Source organism: Myroides sp. A21, assembly GCF_000807225.1.
Taxonomy (GTDB): Bacteria; Bacteroidota; Bacteroidia; order Flavobacteriales; family Flavobacteriaceae; genus Flavobacterium; species Flavobacterium odoratimimum.
In genome coordinates, this window is sequence record NZ_CP010327.1 from 1527396 (window position 1) to 1548247 (window position 20852).

The 20852-nt window shown below is 35.3% G+C and carries 21 protein-coding genes; 14 read left to right on the plus strand and 7 right to left on the minus strand.

Going from position 1 to position 20852, the window contains the following annotated elements; translation table 11 throughout:
• Positions 1–3: 3 nt before the first annotated feature.
• Complete coding sequence (locus MYRA21_RS07030) at positions 4–636, minus strand: thymidine kinase (RefSeq protein WP_006257652.1); 633 nt, start codon at positions 634–636, stop codon at positions 4–6.
• A gap of 102 nt (positions 637–738) precedes the next feature.
• On the opposite strand from MYRA21_RS07030, the gene MYRA21_RS07035 reads away from it, so the two are divergent.
• The 11 genes from MYRA21_RS07035 to MYRA21_RS07085 all read left to right on the plus strand — a co-directional run bounded on the left by MYRA21_RS07035 (position 739) and on the right by MYRA21_RS07085 (position 12771).
• A complete protein-coding gene (locus MYRA21_RS07035; RefSeq protein ID WP_006257651.1) occupies positions 739–2139 on the plus strand; it encodes a hypothetical protein in 1401 nt (466 codons plus the stop codon).
• Positions 2140–2141: 2 nt separating this feature from the next.
• Positions 2142–2816: a 16S rRNA (cytidine(1402)-2'-O)-methyltransferase gene (gene rsmI / locus MYRA21_RS07040; RefSeq protein WP_006257650.1), complete on the plus strand. Its 675-nt coding sequence runs from the start codon at positions 2142–2144 to the stop codon at positions 2814–2816.
• A gap of 780 nt (positions 2817–3596) precedes the next feature.
• Positions 3597–4019 (plus strand): OsmC family protein, encoded by a 423-nt coding sequence (locus MYRA21_RS07045; protein ID WP_006257649.1) that lies wholly within the window; start codon positions 3597–3599, stop codon positions 4017–4019.
• A gap of 3 nt (positions 4020–4022) precedes the next feature.
• Positions 4023–5726: a single-stranded-DNA-specific exonuclease RecJ gene (gene recJ, locus MYRA21_RS07050; RefSeq protein ID WP_006257648.1), complete on the plus strand. Its 1704-nt coding sequence runs from the start codon at positions 4023–4025 to the stop codon at positions 5724–5726.
• A gap of 62 nt (positions 5727–5788) precedes the next feature.
• Positions 5789–6778, plus strand: a complete 990-nt coding sequence (locus MYRA21_RS07055; RefSeq protein WP_006257647.1) for an aspartate-semialdehyde dehydrogenase — start codon at positions 5789–5791, stop codon at positions 6776–6778.
• Positions 6779–6973: 195 nt separating this feature from the next.
• Positions 6974–7633, plus strand: coding sequence for a response regulator (locus MYRA21_RS07060; RefSeq protein WP_006257646.1), 660 nt, complete (start codon positions 6974–6976; stop codon positions 7631–7633).
• A gap of 151 nt (positions 7634–7784) precedes the next feature.
• Positions 7785–9203 (plus strand): rhodanese-like domain-containing protein, encoded by a 1419-nt coding sequence (locus MYRA21_RS07065; protein WP_006257645.1) that lies wholly within the window; start codon positions 7785–7787, stop codon positions 9201–9203.
• 162 nt (positions 9204–9365) lie between these two features.
• A complete protein-coding gene (locus MYRA21_RS07070) occupies positions 9366–10217 on the plus strand; it encodes a prephenate dehydrogenase (protein WP_006257644.1) in 852 nt (283 codons plus the stop codon).
• Positions 10218–10280: 63 nt separating this feature from the next.
• The gene (locus MYRA21_RS07075; RefSeq protein WP_006257643.1) at positions 10281–10568 is read left to right on the plus strand and encodes a Dabb family protein; all 288 of its coding nucleotides are present in this window, start codon (positions 10281–10283) and stop codon (positions 10566–10568) included.
• 207 nt (positions 10569–10775) lie between these two features.
• Positions 10776–11588, plus strand: a complete 813-nt coding sequence (locus MYRA21_RS07080) for a toxin-antitoxin system YwqK family antitoxin (protein ID WP_006257642.1) — start codon at positions 10776–10778, stop codon at positions 11586–11588.
• 19 nt (positions 11589–11607) lie between these two features.
• Entirely contained in the window at positions 11608–12771 is a 1164-nt protein-coding gene (locus tag MYRA21_RS07085) for a hypothetical protein (RefSeq protein WP_039328764.1), read from the plus strand.
• A gap of 40 nt (positions 12772–12811) precedes the next feature.
• Here MYRA21_RS07085 and MYRA21_RS07090 read toward each other — a convergent pair whose 3' ends face one another.
• From MYRA21_RS07090 to MYRA21_RS07100, 3 genes are read right to left on the minus strand one after another with little or no spacing between them, the layout of a single operon-like run.
• Complete coding sequence (locus MYRA21_RS07090; protein ID WP_006257640.1) at positions 12812–13843, minus strand: asparaginase; 1032 nt, start codon at positions 13841–13843, stop codon at positions 12812–12814.
• Entirely contained in the window at positions 13833–14969 is a 1137-nt protein-coding gene (locus tag MYRA21_RS07095; RefSeq protein WP_006257639.1) for a 1-acyl-sn-glycerol-3-phosphate acyltransferase, read from the minus strand. The genes MYRA21_RS07090 and MYRA21_RS07095 overlap by 11 nt, the downstream gene beginning before the upstream one ends.
• Positions 14970–15013: 44 nt before the next feature.
• Entirely contained in the window at positions 15014–15784 is a 771-nt protein-coding gene (locus MYRA21_RS07100; RefSeq protein ID WP_006257638.1) for a TatD family hydrolase, read from the minus strand.
• An 80-nt stretch (positions 15785–15864) separates the two neighbouring features.
• On the opposite strand from MYRA21_RS07100, the gene MYRA21_RS07105 reads away from it, so the two are divergent.
• Complete coding sequence (locus MYRA21_RS07105) at positions 15865–16302, plus strand: retropepsin-like aspartic protease (RefSeq protein ID WP_006257637.1); 438 nt, start codon at positions 15865–15867, stop codon at positions 16300–16302.
• 2 nt (positions 16303–16304) lie between these two features.
• Here MYRA21_RS07105 and MYRA21_RS07110 read toward each other — a convergent pair whose 3' ends face one another.
• Entirely contained in the window at positions 16305–16880 is a 576-nt protein-coding gene (locus MYRA21_RS07110) for a DUF3109 family protein (protein WP_006260499.1), read from the minus strand.
• A gap of 384 nt (positions 16881–17264) precedes the next feature.
• Between MYRA21_RS07110 and MYRA21_RS19300 the strand changes: the two genes are divergently transcribed.
• The gene (locus tag MYRA21_RS19300; protein WP_006260500.1) at positions 17265–17459 is read left to right on the plus strand and encodes a hypothetical protein; all 195 of its coding nucleotides are present in this window, start codon (positions 17265–17267) and stop codon (positions 17457–17459) included.
• A gap of 5 nt (positions 17460–17464) precedes the next feature.
• Complete coding sequence (locus MYRA21_RS07120; RefSeq protein WP_006257635.1) at positions 17465–18079, plus strand: FAD-dependent oxidoreductase; 615 nt, start codon at positions 17465–17467, stop codon at positions 18077–18079.
• A gap of 64 nt (positions 18080–18143) precedes the next feature.
• On the opposite strand, the gene MYRA21_RS07125 is transcribed toward MYRA21_RS07120, so the two are convergent.
• Entirely contained in the window at positions 18144–19109 is a 966-nt protein-coding gene (locus tag MYRA21_RS07125) for a PCMD domain-containing protein (protein ID WP_006257634.1), read from the minus strand.
• 11 nt (positions 19110–19120) lie between these two features.
• Entirely contained in the window at positions 19121–20845 is a 1725-nt protein-coding gene (locus MYRA21_RS07130; RefSeq protein WP_039328766.1) for a phosphoethanolamine transferase, read from the minus strand.
• Positions 20846–20852 lie beyond the last annotated feature (7 nt).

Below are 20852 nucleotides of genomic sequence, written 5' to 3' on the forward strand. Positions count from 1 at the left end.
ATATTATTCTATTTGTTCTGGCGGTATTGTATTTTGTTTTTCTGATTTTGATATATCTACACCTCTCAGTGCATTGAAAAAAGCAGCTCTACTCAGCGGCTCGTATTCTTGTGTTTCTCCTAGCATGACGATATCCTCACTAGCAGCCTTTCTGAAGCTATAATTAGCTAGATTTCCTGATCTAGTACAGATAGCATGTACTTTAGTTACATACTCTGCAGTAGCCATAAGATAAGGCATTGGCCCAAAAGGATTTCCTTTGAAGTCCATATCTAGTCCAGCTACGATCACTCTGATGCCTGAGTTAGCAAGGTCATTACATACTCTTACGATCTCTTCATCGAAGAATTGGGCTTCATCTATTCCTACCACATCACATCCATCAGCTAATAATCTGATATGTGCTGCAGAGGGTACAGGTGTAGACCTAATCTCATTAGAATCATGAGATACGACGAATTCATCGTGATATCTTGTATCGATAGCGGGTTTAAAAATTTCGACTTTTTGTTTGGCAAATTTGGCTCTTTTCAGTCTGCGAATCAGTTCTTCAGTCTTACCAGAGAACATAGAACCACAGATAACTTCGATCCAACCAAATTGTTCTTTGTTATTAACGGGATTTTCGAGAAACATTTTGTAAATTTCAAGCTGAAACCAGCGGTTTTTTCTGTTATTTTTGTATGGAGCAAATTTATCAAAAAAAGCTCGTCAATTTACTAATGCAAAATAAAAGTTATGAAGAAAGTCTTAGAAGGAGAGTTGTTAAGTCTGGCTCATCGTGTATTACAATTGAAAGACAAGGAAGTAGATAGTTTATATAGAGAAGCTAAAGAATTATATGAGAAGCTTACCATCCTAAAATTCTATCAAGATCATTTTGAAGCAGGATTAATCAAAGAAGTTTCTCCTGAGCAATTGGACGATGCGCTAAAAGCCATTGCGATTAATGATTCGAATTCAAATACTGTAGATGAGGTAGTACGTCACCAGATGCCTATAGATCTAGTGGAAGAAGAATACCCTATCGTTGCAGAAACTGAAAAAGAGGCAATTAATACTATAGATGATAGCCTTCTTGCGGATAAAGTGAATAAAATAGCACCTGAAGTGGTAGAAGAATCTTCTATTATTCAGAAAGCTGTAGTCTATGACGAACCATTCATTACAGAGGTATATATAGATGATAGTGCAAATGAAGCGGATGATGCTCAACTTCACCATTATCTAGATCAACACGAAGCGATGCTAAAACAATTAGACGAACGTGAAGTAATCGCTAATATCGAGGTAGAAAATCCTGTAGTAGAACAAGAAGTAGTAGCAAATAGCACGACAGAGGCTCCTGCAGTAGAGCAAGAAGTAAAAGTAGAGGTAGAAGAAGACAACGATGATATAGAAGTAACTACTTTCTATGAAGAAGAAGTTGTGGTACATGAGGAGGTGATAGAAGAGCCAATACCTTCTATTGTGGAAGCGAATAAAAAGGAGAGCATTGAGGAGGCATTAGTAAATATAAACGAACAATTCGCTCCTGCTAAAATAGAAGAAACAATAGAGGAAACTACGATTACTTCTACTTACAAAGTAGAAGAAGAAGTAAAAACAGTAACAGAGAATAAACCAAATACGGATGATCCTTTCTTTGGATTCGACTTCAGCGATGTAGAATTTGTAAGAGTAGAGGATGTAGATAAGCAAGAGGTACAGAAGTTCAATACAGATTTTGTACCTAAAGAGCCAGTAGTAGAAAGTACTTTCGTACAGCCAGAACCTATCGCTCCTGTAGAACAACACATCGAACCAACTGTAGAAACTCCTGTACCGCAGAGTACGCTATTTAATGTAGAGCACACTTCTGTACGCGAACCAAAGATCAATAAGCCTAAATCTATTAATGATATATATAGTTCTACTATCGTAGTAGGCTTGAATGACCGTATTGCTTTCGAGAGACATTTATTTAATGGAAGTGCAGAAGACTTTAATAGAGTATTGTCACAATTAAATACAGTGAGTTCTTTTGACGAAGCGAATAGTCTAATAGATCATTTAGTAAAACCAGAATATAATAACTGGGAAGGAAAAGAAGAATACGAAGAACGCTTTATGACGTTAGTAGAAAAACGTTTTATATAATTATGGGGAAACTTTACTTGGTACCTACACCAATTGGAAATTTAGAAGATATGACGTATCGCGCAATAAAAGTATTGCAAGAAGTAGATTATATCTTAGCAGAAGACACACGTAATAGTGGAAAACTATTAAAACATTTTGAAATCTCTACACCGATGTTTAGTCATCACATGCATAATGAGCATAAAACTGTAGAAGGATTAGTAAAGAGAATGCAAGCAGGAGAGACCTTCGCACTGATATCAGATGCAGGTACACCAGCTATCTCTGATCCAGGATTTTTATTGACACGTGCGTGTGTAGAGCAGGGTGTAGGAGTAGAGTGTCTACCAGGGGCTACAGCATTCGTACCTGCATTAGTGAATAGTGGTTTGCCGAATGATAAGTTTGTCTTTGAAGGGTTTTTACCTGACAAGAAAGGAAGACAGACGAGATATCTAATCCTAGCAGAAGAGACCAGAACGATGATCCTTTATGTATCTCCTCATAAGTTAGTAAAGACCTTAGGAGAATTTAAAGAATACTTCGGTGAAGATAGACAAGTATCTGTCTCTAGAGAATTGTCAAAACTACACGAAGAGACTGTAAGAGGTACAGTGATAGAAGTGTTAGCTCATTTCGAAGCGAAACCTCCTAAAGGAGAGATAGTAGTGATCGTAGCTGGAAAAAGTAAATAAGAAATTGCCACCTGCCTTAGCAGATAGGTTATTACAGTATAGAGAATTGCCCGTAGCAGATTGCTATGGGCATTTTTTTTGTTTAAAAACGAGTGATGTGTTTTGTGGTGAACTTAGTCTAATAGTCTAGTTTCTGATAAGAAAGAGCAACCTCTTCAATACCGCTACAAGATTTCTTCAACAGTTCTTCAAGAAAGAGGCTTCTAACTAGAGCAATCTTGGGGAAATGTTGAAGAAGTGTTGAAGAGAATGCTAGTAATACTTGTATTCAGTTACTTGAAGAGTAATAGACGCTAGATTGTTTTATAATCTGATTATTTGTTAATGTATTGATTGTTAGGTTGATATTTGATTTTGTTCACAGTATGAGGTGTAAAAAAGTGAGCCTTTTTTTATGTTTTTTTGCTAGGATACGGTTTTTTAGTTAGTATTTTGATTTAAAATTACCCATAAAAGACATTCTATTAAGTAAAAGAGCTTCTTTTGAGGTAATAAAAGAGGATATTTAGCCAAATAAAGAGTTTTAGACTAAAAAAAGGGATATGCATATAAAGGACTGTTTATAGCGTTGTACTTTATCTTGTTATGTACATATTGTCTTGTATAGAGTGAAGTGCAGTATAGAGCTTGTCTGTTTAGCGAATAATTTTGTTACAAGGATAAATAGTTAGGCTATATAAGATAGTGAGAGCAGGGTTGAGCATTAGATTCTCTTTTTGCGTCTTCTTTAACTAGTGAACATTGATTTTTTTTTGATACATTTGATAAAAACAGAACATTATGTCACATAAAGTAACTACAAGTTGGATAGAAAACATGCAATTCGAATCAACTAATCCAAGTGGAGGAACGATTAGAATAGATGCAGGCCCTGAAAATGGAGGAGATAATAAAGGTCTAAGACCTAAAGCATTAATGCTATCTGCTCTAGCAGGATGTTCAGGATTAGACGTAGCATCACTGATTAAGAAAATGAGATTAGATGTTGCTGATTTTAAAATAGAGACAGAAGGATTACTTACAGATGCAGACCCAGCTACTTATCATACTGTGATAGTAGAGTATCACTTCTATGGTGCTAATCTAGATGAGGCAAAGCTAAAAAAAGCAGTTGATTTATCTATCGAGAAGTATTGTGGTGTAATGGATATGTTTAAAGAATTTGCTGAAGTTAAAACTAGTATTCATTATCATAAAGAGTAATTAATGCGCTGGTATTTAAAACAAGATCCAGATGAAAAAATAGTTGCTCATTTACAAGAAGTTTTAGGTGTAGATCCTATAGTAGGGAGGTTATTAGCACAGCGTGGGATAGAGACCTTCGAAGCTGCTAAGAAATTCTTTAGACCTTCTTTAGAAGATTTGCACGACCCCTTTCTGATGGCAGATATGACAGAGGCTGTCCATCGCATTCTAAACGCGATTAAGAATCGAGAATCTATCTTGGTTTTCGGTGATTACGATGTGGATGGAACTACGTCTGTTGCCTTAATGTATTCCTATTTAAAGAGCCTAGGTGCTCAGGTAGATACGTATATTCCAGATCGATATAATGAAGGATATGGTATATCGTATCAAGGGATAGATTATGCTATAACGCAAGGTATCCATCTAATCATAGCTCTAGACTGTGGTATAAAGTCTATAGAGCACATACAGTATGCTAAAGAGAAAGGTGTTGATTTTATAATATGTGATCATCACTTACCTGGAGAGATTATTCCTGATGCAGTAGCCGTGTTAGATCCTAAACGCGTAGACTGCTTATATCCCTATAAGGAGTTATGTGGATGTGGTGTAGGATTTAAGTTGATTCAGGCATTAAATACGATTCAGGGACTTCCTTTCGCCTCTATAGAACACTATCTAGATCTAGTAGCTACTGCTATCGCAGCGGATGTAGTGCCGATCACAGGAGAGAATAGAGTATTGGCGTACTATGGACTTAAGGTGATTAATGAAAGCCCACGTCCTGGTATAAAAGCATTGATGAAGTTATATGACTTAGCTACATATACGATGACAGATATTGTGTTTAAGTTAGCTCCTAAAATCAATGCGGCTGGAAGAATAGAACACGGTAACTTTACTGTAGATCTATTGACAGAAGCTACTGAAGAAGGGGCAAATATGACTGTCGAGAAAATCGTAAATATCAATGAAGAGCGCAAGTCGCTAGACCAAGGTATAACGGAAGAAGCGCTTAAACAGATAATCGATCAGAAATTAATTAACTCAAAGAGTACCGTGGTGTATAGCCCATCTTGGCATAAGGGGGTGATCGGTATCGTGGCTTCTCGTCTTATCGATACGTATTATAGACCGACTATTGTGTTTACAGATAGTGGGGATTACCTAGCTGCATCAGCGCGCTCTGTTAAGAACTTTGATATCTATCAGGCTCTTGAGAAGTGCTCTGAACATCTTATTCAGTTCGGGGGGCATATGTATGCTGCTGGGTTGACAATAAAGAAAGAGAATCTAGAGGCTTTTAGACAAAAGTTTGAAGAAGTAGTAGCAAGTACGATTGAGGAGACTGACCTTATACCTGAGATCGAAATAGATGCTAAGATTCAGTTCTCAGAGATTACAGATAAATTTCTGCGTATTTTAAAGCAGTTTGAACCTTTTGGCCCTGGTAATCCTAGTCCTTGTTTCTTGACGAAAGAGGTCTTCGATACAGGATATGCAAAATTAGCAGGAGCAAGAGGAGAACATCTAAAAGTAAGCTTTAAGCAGAGAAGAAATCCTGGATATAAGTTTAGTGCAATAGGTTTTAACCTAGGTGCTCAGTATGAGAATGTGAAGGATAAGCAGCACGTAGACATCATTTATTCTATCGAGGAGAACAACTGGAGAAATAAAACTACTATTCAATTGCAAATAAAAGACCTACAGTTGTCTTGGTAATTGAATAAAGTGTTATTTTTATCCTTGATTAAAACTATTTATCAATCCTAATTTTATAAAAAATGAAAATCGCAGTAGTAGGCGCTACCGGTATGGTAGGTGAAATCATGCTAAAAGTATTAGCGGAGAGAAATTTTCCTGTAACAGAATTAATTCCTGTGGCTTCTGAGAAGTCTGTAGGTAAGGAAGTGGAATTTAAGGGTAAGAAGTATACCATAAAGTCCATGGAAGAAGCTGTTATGATGAAGCCGGATATTGCTTTATTTTCAGCAGGAGGAAGTATTTCTCTAGAGTGTGCACCGAAGTTCGCTGAGGTAGGTACTACAGTTATAGATAATTCGTCGGCATGGAGAATGGATCCAACGAAGAAGTTAATCGTACCAGAGATTAATGCTGATTCTTTGACTAAAGAAGATAAAATTATTGCTAACCCTAACTGTTCTACTATTCAGTTAGTGATGGCATTATCTCCTTTACACAAACAATACGGGATTAAGAGAGTGGTAGTATCAACGTATCAGTCTATTACTGGTACAGGTGTGAAAGCTGTAAAACAGTTAGAGAATGAGTATAAGGATGTAAAAGGGGATATGGCTTATAATTATCCTATTCACCGCAATGCTATTCCTCACTGTGATGTGTTCGAAGATAATGGATACACTAAAGAGGAGATGAAGTTAGTGAAAGAAACGAAGAAGATTCTTAGAGATGATACTGTATTAGTAACGGCTACAGCTGTGCGTATCCCTGTAGTGGGAGGCCATAGTGAGACTGTGAATATAGAGTTTGAAAAAGATTTTGACTTAGGAGATATTAGACAGATTCTTCACCAGACTCCTGGTATCACTGTACAAGATAATACAGATACAAATACATACCCAATGCCACTATATGCAGAGGGGAAAGACGATGTGTTCGTAGGGCGTATCAGAAGAGATGAGAGCCAAAAAAACACTGTGAATATGTGGATCGTAGCAGATAACCTTAGAAAAGGAGCTGCAACAAATACAGTACAGATTGCGGAGTACCTAGTGGCTAATAAGCTTGTATAATCTATTAAAATAAAGATATATAAAGCATCAAGTGTATTACTTGGTGCTTTTTTTGTATATTGAATCTTATCATTTTGTACTTTTATGTAGATTGTTGATATTTTGTGTATAAAAAGTTGTAACTTATCATAAATAAGTATTTTTATACTAGTTTAATGTTTAAATTTGTAGTATGATTCTCAAAACTCGATTATTATGTGCAGAATACTGTTAGTAGATGACCATCCTCTTATCGTAGAAGGATATGTATTGGCTCTCTCTAAAGATAAATTAGGACTCGGAGAGGTTGTCTTTGAAAAGTCATTTGACTGTTTGACTGCTAAAGAAACAATAGATGCTGCCGTTGAACGTCAGGTTTTATTTGATCTTGCTATTGTTGACTTTTCTTTACCAAGTAAGGAAGGAGCACTACTAAGAGATGGAGGAGATATAGTAGCCTATATAAAGAAAGAAATGCCTTACTGTAAGACCATTATCTTGACTGGTCATACAGAAGTGATAACGATCTATAATATCGTTAAAAACATTAGGCCTGATGGATTAGTAAGTAAGCATGAGATTACACCTGATAACTTATTAGATATCGTTAAACGCGTATTAACAGGCGATCGTTATCAGAGTGATATCGTGAAGCACTGCTTAAATGAAATAGTAAGAAAGGAAGTGATGTATGATGATTACAATAGAGAGATTCTAGTATTGTTATCTAAAGGATATAAATTACAAGAATTAGAAAATCATATTCCTCTCTCTAATCCTGCTATCAAAAAAAGATTAGCAAAGATGAAGCATGTATTCGAAGTGTCAGATACCGCTAATCTAATACAACTGGTACTAAAAGAAGGTTTCGTATAAGAAATAAAAAAGCACTCTGTATGGAGTGCTTTTTGTTTATTAAAGGGTATCGTTCTTTTATTTTTAACTGTAATTATTTGGATCTATGATATTTGTCATTTTTTTACTAAGTGATCAATAGTACTTTTAATCTCGAAAAAAAAAGTAAGATATGAAAATAGAACAGATATATACAGGCTGTATTGCACATGCTGCTTATTATGTAGAGAGTAATGGTGAGGCGGCTATATTTGACCCTCTTCGAGATGTAGAGCCTTATCTAGAAAGAGCTAAAAGTGATAATGCAGTAATTAAGTATGTATTCGAAACACACTTTCATGCAGACTTTGTGAGTGGACACCTTGATATTATGGAGAAGACAGGAGCTAAGATTGTCTTCGGACCTACTGCAGCTCCTAGTTATGAGGCTGTTATAGCAGAAGATAATCAAGTGTTTAAGCTTGGGAACATTCAGATAAAAGTATTGCATACTCCTGGACATACGATGGAGAGTAGTACTTATCTTATTATAGATGAAGAGGGTAAAGAGCATGCTATCATTAGTGGAGATACACTATTCATCGGAGATGTAGGTCGTCCTGACTTAGTACAATTAGTCAAATCTGAGATTACAGAAGAAATTTTGGCTAGGCATTTATTCCAATCACTTCGCAATAAAATCATGGTACTACCAGATGAGGTAATCGTGTATCCTAATCATGGTGCGGGGTCTGCCTGTGGTAAGAATATGAGTAAGGAAACTGTAGATACCTTAGGTAATCAGAAGAAGACTAACTATGCGCTACGTGCTGATATGACAGAAGATGAGTTCGTAGTAGAGTTATTAACAGGATTAGCAACGCCACCTCAGTATTTTCCTAAAAATGTGTTGATGAATATCACAGGGTACGAGCAGCTAGATACAATCTTAGATAGAGGTAAAACACCGATGAGTATAGAGGCTGTGAAGGAACAGATGAAGAAGAAAGAAGTGATTCTGTTAGATACACGTATGCCACAGGCGTTCTCAGAGGGCTTTGTACCTAGTAGTATTAATATCGGATTAAACGGTCAGTTCGCTGTTTGGGTAGGTGAGTTGATAAAAGATATAAAAGCACCTATTGTTTTAATCACGGAGCCAGGGAAAGAAGAGGAGAGTATGATTCGTCTATCACGTGTGGGATATGATAATACAATAGGATATCTAGAAGGTGGAATAGAAGCTTGGAAGAATGCTGGTGAGCCTATTCATACTATTACTCGTATAACGCCTCAGGAGATGGATAGGCTCTATCTAGAGGATAAAGGAGTATTGTTAGACGTACGTAAGATAAATGAGTTTAGATCAGAGCATTTAGAAGATTCGGTGAGTCTTCCTCTGAATGAATTAGAAGATAAAATAGATGTGATGTCAAAAGAGAAGAAATATATCATCTACTGTGCTGGAGGGTATAGAAGTATGATGGCTGCATCGATATTATATAAGTATGGAATTACGAATCTAGTGGATGTGTTAGGGGGATACAACGCAATAAGTAAGGAGAGTACACTAGACCATACAGACTTTGTGTGTCCTACATCTATGTTATAACTGTAGTAACATTGTTCTCAATATAGAGTTATAAAGGTTAGTTAGTTTAGGTGTTGATCAAACACAAACGAGAACAAAAGTTAGAAAAGTTAAAAAAAAGAGAAGAAATTATGCTGAAACAAAGTAGGTATTTATAGCTTTGTTTATCATAATAGACGTAATATGGCAAAAATAGTAGGATTAGTAGGTGTAGGACTAATCGGAGGATCTATTGTTTTAGATCTAAAAGAAAAAGGGTTTGTAACGAAGGTATTGGCTTCAGATTTATCTGAGCGCAATGCTAGTAAGGCATTAGAACTACGTATCGCAGATGAGATCGTAGAACTAGATACATTAATAGAGAAATCAGATATTATCATTATAGCGACACCTGTGAACGCGAGTGTAAAACTGGTGTCATATGTGTTAGACAGAGTAGGAGATGGGCAGTATGTAATGGACGTGGGATCTACGAAGTCTTTATTAGAAAAGGAGATAGAAGGACATAACAGAAGAGGACAATTCGTAGCTACGCATCCGATGGCAGGTACAGAGTTTAGTGGGCCTGAAGCTGCGTTTAAAGGATTGTTTAAAGATAGGGTAGCGATTATTTGTAATCCAGAGAAGTCTAATCCTAAGGCATTAAATGCAATCTCTGAACTGTATTATCACCTAGAGATGCGTATGATCTTAATGGATGCTGACTCGCACGATGAACATGTGGGGTATGTGTCTCATCTATCTCATGCGATATCTTATGCGTTAGCAGTAGCGGTCTTAGACAAAGAGAAAGATGATACAGCTATCTTTAATTTAGCAGCAGGAGGATTTGCTTCTACAGTTAGATTAGCGAAGAGTTCTGTAGATATGTGGTTGCCTATCTTTGAACAGAATGCAGAACATGTGTTACCGATTTTAGATACGTATCTAGAGAAGTTAACTCAGTTCAAGACATATTTAGAAGCAGGTGATACTAAAGGATTAGCTGGTTTTATAGCTGAGGCTAATCGAATAAAGGATAAATTGAAAAAATAAGTGGAGCGTGCTAAAGATAAGGCAGTTTTGATTAACTTGTTAGTTCAATAAAAAATAGACATTATGATTACACATATAGTAATGTGGAGGCTGAAAGATGAAAATAAAGAAGCCAATAAATTAGAAATAAAACGACTATTAGAAGATTTAAAAGGGAAGATAGAAGTACTAGAATCTATCGCTGTATCATTTAATGATCCTCAAGCAAACCCTAAAAACTTTGAAGTGATTTTACATACAACATTTAAGAACCTTCAAGACTTAGATATTTATGCAAAACACCCTGAGCATCTAAAAGTAGTTGATTTTATTAAATCAGTAGTAACAGAGAGAGTAGCCATAGACTACTAGTAATGTATAATAGTACAGCTTTTTTTGTATAAAAAGTTAGTTATTTAGTTATCGATTTTAGTTTAAAAGCAGTTTGTCCAATGTGATAAGCTGCTTTTTTTATTGGAGTAAATAATAGGGTTTAAGACTTAATGCGTTTGTTTTTAGTTTTATATTGATATTTTATGTTTAAATTTAACTTAAAATAGTAATTAATTAAAATGTTATATGAAAAGAATAGCTCTGTCATTATTGTGTTTAATGTTGCCTATACTAACGGTTACAGCACAGACTAAAATAGATTTTACAGATATAGAAATTGTCAATCTAGGAGATGGACAACGCTATATAAAAGAAGTTAAGTCATCTACTCCTCTTAATGGAAAGAAACGAATCATAAACGGAGTAACCGAACAGTATATAGATGTGGACTTAAAGGATGGTTTGTTAAACGGTAAATGGGAGTACTACGATAAAAGTAAGTTGAAAGAATTACTTAATTTTAAAAATGGGTACATGGATGGCAAGCAACAGGCTTTCTTTGTTGCAACAGGTAAGCCGGAATATGAAGGAAATATGAAGATGGGGAAGAAACACGGAGAGTGGATATACTTCAGTAGTAATGGAAATAAACGTGAGATGGAGATATATGCAGATAATAGTATGACAAAGCGTGTTACTTACTATACTAGTGGTCAGGTAGAGCAAGAGCGAAACTTTAAACAAGGTAAAGAAGATGGTGTGTCTAAGGCATTCACTAATGAAGGAAAGATGAAGTATGAACGTACATTCGTCAACGGAAAACAGATTGGTAAGGAGCGTTCATTGATCTCTTCTAACAATGGTGATTTCTTTATTACCTGTAATTATAATGACAAAGGGAATAAGGATGGTGACTATAGTGAAGAATGGGCTGATTCTAAAAAGCCAAAAGCTAAAGGAAAATATCTCAATGGACAGAAGGATGGTAAATGGACTGAATGGACTTCTAGAGGAGATGTGAAAAAGGAAGAAACATATAAGAATGGTGTGAGACAGTAATCTAATCAACAATTAATTAATGAAAAAGATAATATATCTCTTAGTAGGGATGACTTTAATGTTAGGTAGTTGTAAGAAAGGTCGTTCAAGTAGTGAGATTAGTCTTTATTTTGATAGTATCCACAAAGCTAAAGAGGAGTACTTTAGCCATAAAATAACTATGGACTCTGCTGCTATAGGTGAAAGATTAGATCTTTTATTACCAACTACCCCAATTCTTATTAATGGTGTAGAGAAGCGGATACCCTTTATGTATACTTTTGATATATGGGAGCAAGGTGAAAATAGGTCTATGCAATTGATGGTAGGTGATTTAAAAGTAATTGATAGTGAACTAAATATTCGATTCAGTCATATATTCTCATTTAAAGAGGAAAGCGATATGCGAGCTGGAGATTTGTTTTTTATTCGTAGTAAAGATCCTCAAGCTATAACTGTAAATGATTTACTAGATGGTATTGAAGATCGGGTGTTATATTTTGATAATGAATGCGTTATTTATCAAATAGGTGAAAATATATATGCGCAATTTTTTAAGTATTTTGCTAGCGAAGGTATATATGCTGTATTTTATACGGATACTTTTTTTAAATTGAGAGGTGAGTTCTTACCTGTTAAACTTGATTTTATTATAGACGACCTTAGGGTGATTAAGACTTTCTTTAGTCAGAATAAATTAACTTCTTTTAAAACATGGAACGAATATACTAGAGTTTTTAGTCCTGGTATGTTACTTATAGTTGAGAAACAAAGACAGTATTTATCCAAGGTATTGTCTGATATTGCAGATGAAGATGTAGTAATTAATGGAGAACAGTATATTTCATTACCTTTAGATAAGGATATTAATAAGGTGTGGGATAGATTAAATAAACAAGCTTTAAATAAAGAATTTGTTTTAGATAATGATACTTATAAGTTTGATTTTAAGGATATTAATTATTGGTATAATGGACAAAAAACTATTTCTGTATTTTATAAAGATAAGAATACAATCATATTGAAGTGTAATACATTAAATGGTTCTACTTATAGCTATATTAAGAAAATTGTACTTAGAGGTAAAGAGTTTCTTATTGTAGATTATAAGCTAATAGAATCACCTAATTTTTGGGAAAATGAACCGATGCTAATGTATAGGTTACGTATGTTAGAAAGTCTTACTGATGTCAAACAACAATAGTAAAAGCTCTTAGAGTAGTTCCAAGAGCTTTTACTATATTTTAATCTTCTTCCATTTCTCCACAGATAGGAGTCTCGAAAGCAGTTTTAAAGTCTGTTAAGTCTTTCTGTTTGAGTAAGAACATCAGCTTAGTGATGGCAGCCTCTGTCGTAATATCTTTACCAGAGATAACACCTATTTCTTTTAGCTCTGTACTTGTCTCATATTTACCCATATGTACACTACCACTAGAACATTGAGTAACATTGATTACTTTAAGTCCCTTTTTAATAGCTTGTCCTAATGTTGTTAAGAACCATGCTTCAGTAGGCGCATTGCCAGCTCCATAAGTCTCAAGTACGATTCCTTCTAGATCTTTAATGTTTAGAATTGCCTCTAAGACATTCTGCTGTATGCCAGGGAATATCTTTAGAATCATCACATTACTAGACATTTCTTTGTGTACAAGTAATGGTTCTTGAGTATGTGTATAGTTGAGTAAAGGTTTATTGATACGCAGATTTACTCCTGATTCTGCTAAATGAGCAATATTAGGAGAGGTAAACGCATTAAATAATTCAGCACTTACCTTAGAAGTTCTATTTCCTCTGTATAATTTGTATTCAAAGTATAAACACACCTCTTGAATAACAGGAGTATTGTTTTCTTGTACAGCAGCTACTTGAATAGCCGTGATAAGGTTTTCTTTAGCATCTGTACGCAAGTCTCCAATAGGAAGCTGAGAACCTGTTAATATAACAGGTTTGCGCAAGTTTTGAAGCATAAAGCTTAGTGCAGATGCTGAGTATGACATCGTATCCGAACCGTGTAGAATAACGAATCCGTCAAATTTATCATAGTTCTCTTCTACTACACTTGCCATCTTTACCCATAAGGCAGGGCTCATATCAGAAGAGTCTATCGGTGTTTCGAATGAATAGGTCTCTATCGAACACTCTAGCATGTGTAACTCAGGTATACGCTCTACTAACTGATCAAAATTGAACGCACGTAAAGCACCTGTTTTAAAGTCTTTTACCATACCGATAGTTCCACCAGTATAGATTAAAAGAATAGCAGGACTATTGTTCATCACTCAATTTAAGTTTATTAATAACAGGATTAGCATACATAGCTAAGAAGCCATCTACGATTATTTTGTTCTCTTTATCTACACGTAGTTCAAGACGTCTTTCGAATAATTGCCTCTCCTTTTCTGTATATTTATCAGCGAACTTATTGCTGTTATGCATGATATCATAAGCAATATAGTTAGTAGGCCATAAGAAATAGTTAGCAATAATAGACTTATCTATTTCTGTAGCTACAGCTTGCATTTGCTTATTAGTCTTATCTACAGTGTTTTTAATATTCTCTAATTCTTGGTCTAGAACATCTCCTACATGGATATGAATACCACGTTTTTGACCGATGATACCACTATATAAGTTGATAAAGTCTTCATTCTTATCTTTGATATATACTTCATCATTCGCTTTAGCTAATAACTGAGGCATCTTAAGTGCATCCGTAGGATCATACTCATACGAGATAGATACAGGTACTATCTTCACTTTTTTGAAGTAGTCCATTAAGTTAGCCTCATCAGAAGCCATTCCTATCATCTTCAGCACTCCCTGATGAGTTGCATCATTTCCATCTTTAGTACGTCCTTCTCTCTGTGCTATCCACACAGATCTGTTCTCTTCGAATAAAAGATGTTGTATATATTCAGACATTAGTTTAGAACTTTCTAATAGTTCTCTAGGTGGTAATCCACGTTTAACTAAGAAGTTTCTATTTACTTTAGCTAGCGCTAGTAAAAATGATTTCTGCACTAGGTTATCCCCTATAGCAGAGGCTGTCATAACTAATTTATTGTCTTTAAGAGCAACGTTGAGAAGAGAAGTATCCATAAGGATATCTCTATGGTTAGATACGTATAGATAAGCTGTGTCTTTATCTAATTTGTCAAACCCCGAAGTGGTCAAACCATTAGAGCTTTTCTCTAGGATTCGTTGAATAGAGTGGTAAGCAAAATCATCTTGAAATTGTTGAATAGACTTTACTTCCTTTAAGGCATTCATCCATTCCTCTTCCGTTTTATTAGGAAAAGTATATCCCATTAACGCTTTTATCATTGGGTGTTTAGAAATCTGTTGTAAGACTTCGTGTACCTCGTGATCGTGGTAGTGGCGTATAGAATCAAACTTAGACATTAGTGTAATGTATTATTATAAACAAGTTATGTTGTTTTCGTGTTTTAAATTCCAAACACAGCTATTGAATTTGCTGTAGTTTGTTTTGCTATCTCTTCTAGAGGCAGCGCGTAAATATCGGCTAATTTTTCTGCAATATTCACGATATATGCACTTTCATTTCTTTTTCCTCTAAAAGGAACAGGTGCAAGGTACGGAGAATCAGTTTCTAATACGATATGCTCCAGTGGTATTTTGTTTAAAAACTGATCTATTTTACCATTTTTAAACGTTGCTACCCCACCTATACCTAGCTTTAGGTTATAAGAAATAGCTTTTAGCGCTTGTTCTTCTGTACCTGTGAAGCAGTGGAATATCCCTCTAAGGCCTTCTCCTTTTTCTCGTTCTAGTACTTCGAACACTTCGTCAAAAGCATCTCGACAGTGTATATTAATAGGCAATTTATATTTCTTTGCCAATTGAATTTGATATTGAAAGGCTTCTTGCTGTATGGCTAAAGTACTTTTATCCCAATACAGGTCAATGCCTATCTCTCCTACAGCGTAATAAGTACGTCGTTCGAGTTCACGCTCTACATAAGCCAACTCTTCTTTATACGTCTCTGGTTTTACATCAGTAGGATGTAGTCCCATCATAAGAAATACATTATTAGGGAACTCTTGCTCTAGTTCAAACATTGCATTGCTATAGCTTGAATCTATCGCTGGTATAAAAAAACGCGTAACTCCACTAGATATTGCACGATTTATTGTTTCTTTACGATCTTCTGCAAAAGCATCTGAGTATAAATGTGTATGCGTGTCAGTAAATATCATTCTAATATTGTATTTTTCTATAATGTTAGATTAATGCTACAAAAGTACCTTTTAAAAAGAATTTAAACTACATTTGATTGATGGAAAACATGAAAGATATATTAAAAAAGGGAGGATATAAGAAAATTAAGTTTAAAATATCTAAAACGAACCACCTTTTTGTCAAAGCTAAAATCAATGGTGTCCTAGGAGACTTTATCCTAGATACAGGAGCATCTAATAGCTGTATTGATTTTAGTCATATAGACCATTTTAATATTATTCCTGAGAACTCGTCTACTAAAGCCTCAGGAGCAGGGGCTAATGGAATGCATACCCAAGTAGCCTATCATAATCATTTACAAATGAGCCGTTGGCATAACAAGAGTTTTAACCTAGTAATTATAGATTTAACTCATGTCAATGTTGCCTTAGTAGAGTATAAAGTAAAGACTGTACACGGTATTATAGGCTCAGATGTATTACTACAAGGGAATGCAATTATTGATTATAAAGAGCAAGTGCTCTATATACAATAAATCTATTGTCTTGATTTGCTCCACTCTTCTGCTACTAGTTCCAATTCTTTATACCAATCTTCACCATATTTTCTGATTAGAGGGGTTTTTAAGAATTTATATACAGGTACGCTTAACTCTTGACCTAGGGTACAAGCATCACTACATATATGCCATTTGTGATAGTTCACAGCAGAGAAAGAAGAGAACTCTTTGATACGTATAGGATATAAGTGACATGAGATTGGCTTTTTCCAGTCGATTAGACCTTCGTTATACGCTTTCTCTATTCCACATAGTGCCATTTCATTTTCGTAGATTACATAAGCACATTCTCCCCCTTCTATTAGAGGAGTTTCATACTCATCATCATCACCATATACAGATGTACCTTGTTCTTCTATTGCCTTAATACCTTCAGGACGTAAGAAAGGTTTTACTTTATCATATACAGCTCTAAGTATCTCTACTTCATCATCTTCTACAGGCGCTCCTGCATCTCCGTCTATACAGCATTCCCCTTTACAAGCCGAAAGGTTACATACGAATTCTTTTTCTAGAACTTCTTCTGATACGATTGTTTTTCCTATTTGAAACATCTGAATATAATAATTAATTGGCTGCAAAATTACAAATCTTTATGTAATAAAGAGTAACACCCTTTAGATTAACCTTTTTCACTAAGTAATTTAGGATGAATATAAAGTTCATAATATAAGATAGTTGTACCAGATCAGTAGAATAGTGTTAATTACGCTATTATTTTACATGTTAATGTTTTTTAGATTATTTCATTGTAGCGCTTATATCTATGATGTGTGATTCAAGAATAGTGATGAGTTCTTGATAAAAATAGTGAAAAACCACGTTTTATGACTTTTATATCTCGTTGTTAAAATATATAGTGGTAATGTTAAAGGATTGTCCGAGTGGTGGTTTTTTTGTACTTTCGGATGGTAAAATCAAATTCTTTATCATTCGAAATGAAAATTTTTAGTTACATAGTTATAGCATTTGTTGCGGCATTGATTGTATTAAATATCACAATGTTAGATTTTAATAACCTATTCCAAGGGGATAGTCTAATCGCATTAATTGGTATTGTAGCATTGCTTTGTGCAGTATGCATCTTATTGATTTACCGTACATCTAAAATGATAAACGATAAAACAAAATAAGACCTATGGAAGTATTCGATGTACTAATCATAGGGGGAGGTGTATCAGGAGTTTCTTGTGCGCAAGTTATTGGTAGTGCTGTAAAGAAACCTTTTGTAACAGATAAGAAAGTAGGTATTATTATGCATCAGAAGAGCTCAATGCTTCAAGATGCTATCTTCTATAATGCTTATGGTATAAAACAAGGGACTTTAGGAAAAGACCTATTAGAACAGTCTATAGAAGACTTAAAATACTACAACCACATTGACCAGATCGCAGGTGAGAAGGTTATTTCTGTACAGAAGAAAGATGGAGTATTTGAAGTCAAGACGAATAAGGAAGTATACTATACTTCACTTGTTGTAGTAGCTATTAATTCTAGTCCTACCTTTGAAGTAGAAGGATTAATGGAATATGTGATACCACATAAGAAGTCACTAGCTGCTAAGAATAGAATCCAGTTGAGAAACGAAGATCACTTAGTAACAGAAGGAGTTTATGTGGCAGGAACATTAGCAGGACATAGGAGTCAGTTAGCGATAGCTGCTGGTAGTGGAGCTGCTGTAGCTACAGACATTCTGACTTTGTGGAACGGAGGAATAGAAACTCATAGCCACGATAGTACTAGAGTGAAGTAATAAGATAAAAAAAAGAGGTAGTTTAATCCAGATTAAACTACCTCTTTTTTTGTATTGATATTTTTTAATAAACCAATCCTACGTTATCTATCCATAAACGACTATCCGTATTACCGATATACGCACCACCATTACTAGAAGAGAATTGTACGATTAGGTGAGTTACCTCGTCATCTGCAGTACCCCAACCTTCTTCTATGATCGGCACCATCTTACCTTTGCTATTTCGAGTGTAGTATGCATTGCTACCTGTTCTAAGTGCCATATGTGCACCATAGTAACTCTGCTTCGTGATATCGCCATAGTTTACAGTCAGGCGGTGTTTGTTTTGCCACGTTTTTACAGATTTATCCATCAGTTCCCATCCCGTACCTATACGTTTAGCATATACATTACCATCTTTGTCTTCCCATCTCTTTTGTAGTAGAATCTGTATCTCGGCCTTGTCATTTCGCTTAGCATCAGTTCCGCTTCCCATACCATTCACACGTTTAGAAGGACCACCAGTAGTTACTTTATAGTCGAACTGTAGTGCTTTAGGCTTTTTAGTAAAAGGAATACCTGTTACTAGTTTACTTTGAGGGTTTTTAGTATCTGTGATAGGTTCTATCATTTCCCCTAAGAAGATTGTTCCACTAGCAAGTACATTGATATTAATTACTCCTAACACTTTCACCTTTTCTATACGTGTCTCTAGACGAGCCGCATATCCATTATCTCTTTTTTCTGGGAATACAGTTACACTCCCTTTCGTTATACCACTTACAGTAGCTAGTACAGATGAGGTAGCCCAAGGAGACTTTTTATTCTTATAAGGCGTATTGTCCTTTAGTGTATCTTTTGTTTCAGTGATTTCGTATAGGTATTGTGTATTACCCCCGATGATAAACGATTCTTTAACTTCGCGTACCATCCAGTGATCCATATTACCTAGTTTTATAAGTTCTACTTTTTCGCTTTGCGCCGTAGCTAGCAGCGGCATAGCACACATGGCTAGTGCTAGTATCTTATGTTTAGTTTTGTGTATCATTGTTTTGTTGTTTATTCTTTAATATTATTCTTTTTCAGCATTTCGAAATCTTCTTTCTTCAAGTTCATTTTAGTATAAGGAACAGCGATATCGTGGTCATTTAAGTACATACGAGCTTCTGCATTAAAAGCTCTATTGACTAACGATAAGTCCTTTTCTAGATAAGAAGTGCGAATATGTGCTGCATTAATCATCGTATGGAATACTGCATTCGTAGAGATAGGCTTATTTTTATTCTCTTGTACCGCAGTGATTCTCTTTTCATTGTTATCAATATACTCATCTGAGAACCACATTAAAAATGGTATTCTTAGCTGATAGTAGGTTGGGCTTGGCGAAGCGTGTAAGAACCTGTTTCTATCATCGTCGAATAAGTCCTCGCCATGATCGGAAGTATATAGCATAGCTACTTCCTCATTCGTCTGTTTCAGGGCTTCTATCGTTTTAGATAAGAAGTGATCTGTGTATAAGATAGAGTTGTCATACGCATTGACTAGGTGTTCTTTCTCAGACTTCTTTACACCACCTATCTCATCAGGAGTGAACTGTCTGAAGTTCTCAGGGTAGCGCTCCATATACTTAAAGTGTGACCCATAGGTATGTAATAAGATGAATAGATCTCCAGTAGTCTCCTGTATGTGTTTTTGCATTAAGTCTACCAACTCTTCATCATAGTGATTCTCCGTCATACGGGTATGGCTATCAGTAGTACGTATCGTCTTATAGATATCTGCTTCTTTAGTGAAGTATTCTATAAACGAAGAGTTCTCTGCCTGATTAGACAGCGATATCGTGGTAAAGCCAGCTTCTTTAAACGCGTGTACAATACCTTTTTTGACATAGATAGAATTATAGTTTTCTGCCTCTGCTTCTGATAAGATGATCGAGACACTCTTATGTGTCGTATTTGATTGCGTTAACGCATCTTTGAACACGACTAAGTTCTTTTCATTCTTTAGCTTCGGATTGGTCTCGCGATTATATCCATACAGAGACCAGTTATCAGCTCTACTCGTCTCACCTATGATCAGTAAATATATTTGTCTTTTATCAGTAGAGATGCTGTCTCTAGTAGCTTTAAAGGTAAAGCCTTTAGAGGTCTCAGGGTATCGATTGACCTTATCCCATTTATTCACTGCGAACCCTAAGTTGTGTAACGCATTGATAGGATACACATCTTGGTTAAAGGCAAATGTACCAGTGTTCTTATTCGCACTGAAGAATGATAATACTAGTGATGCTATTAATAACAGTACTGCAGGTAATAGAGTCTGTCTTCTAAAGCTCCAGTCTAAGAAGTTCTTTCTCTTCCACTGAAGTATAGCGAATACGATAGGTGGAATGTATAAGAAACACACAAAGGCGATAGAAGGCAATAGACTACCTAGTAGTTCATTTATTTCTGAAGTATTCGTAGTTGCTACGTTTAGAAACATATCTGCGGCTATCACATCTTCTCCGAATAGGTAGAATAACACGATCTGGAAAGCGTGCAAAAACAGGAATGGAAAACATAGTAATAACCAGGCTCCCGAATTTTTAAACGCAGAGAATATTGTCATGAATAACCCTAAAGGAAACAGTATGACTACGATTTTTCCAATTAGATTCACGGGTTGTGTAAAGACAAAATAAATGCTCGGAACCATATTGACAGCAATATAGAACCAAAACAAGGCGATCGGGTTATTTATGATTCTACTAAAGAATCCTTTTTTATTTAATTGTTCAGTCATTTTATCC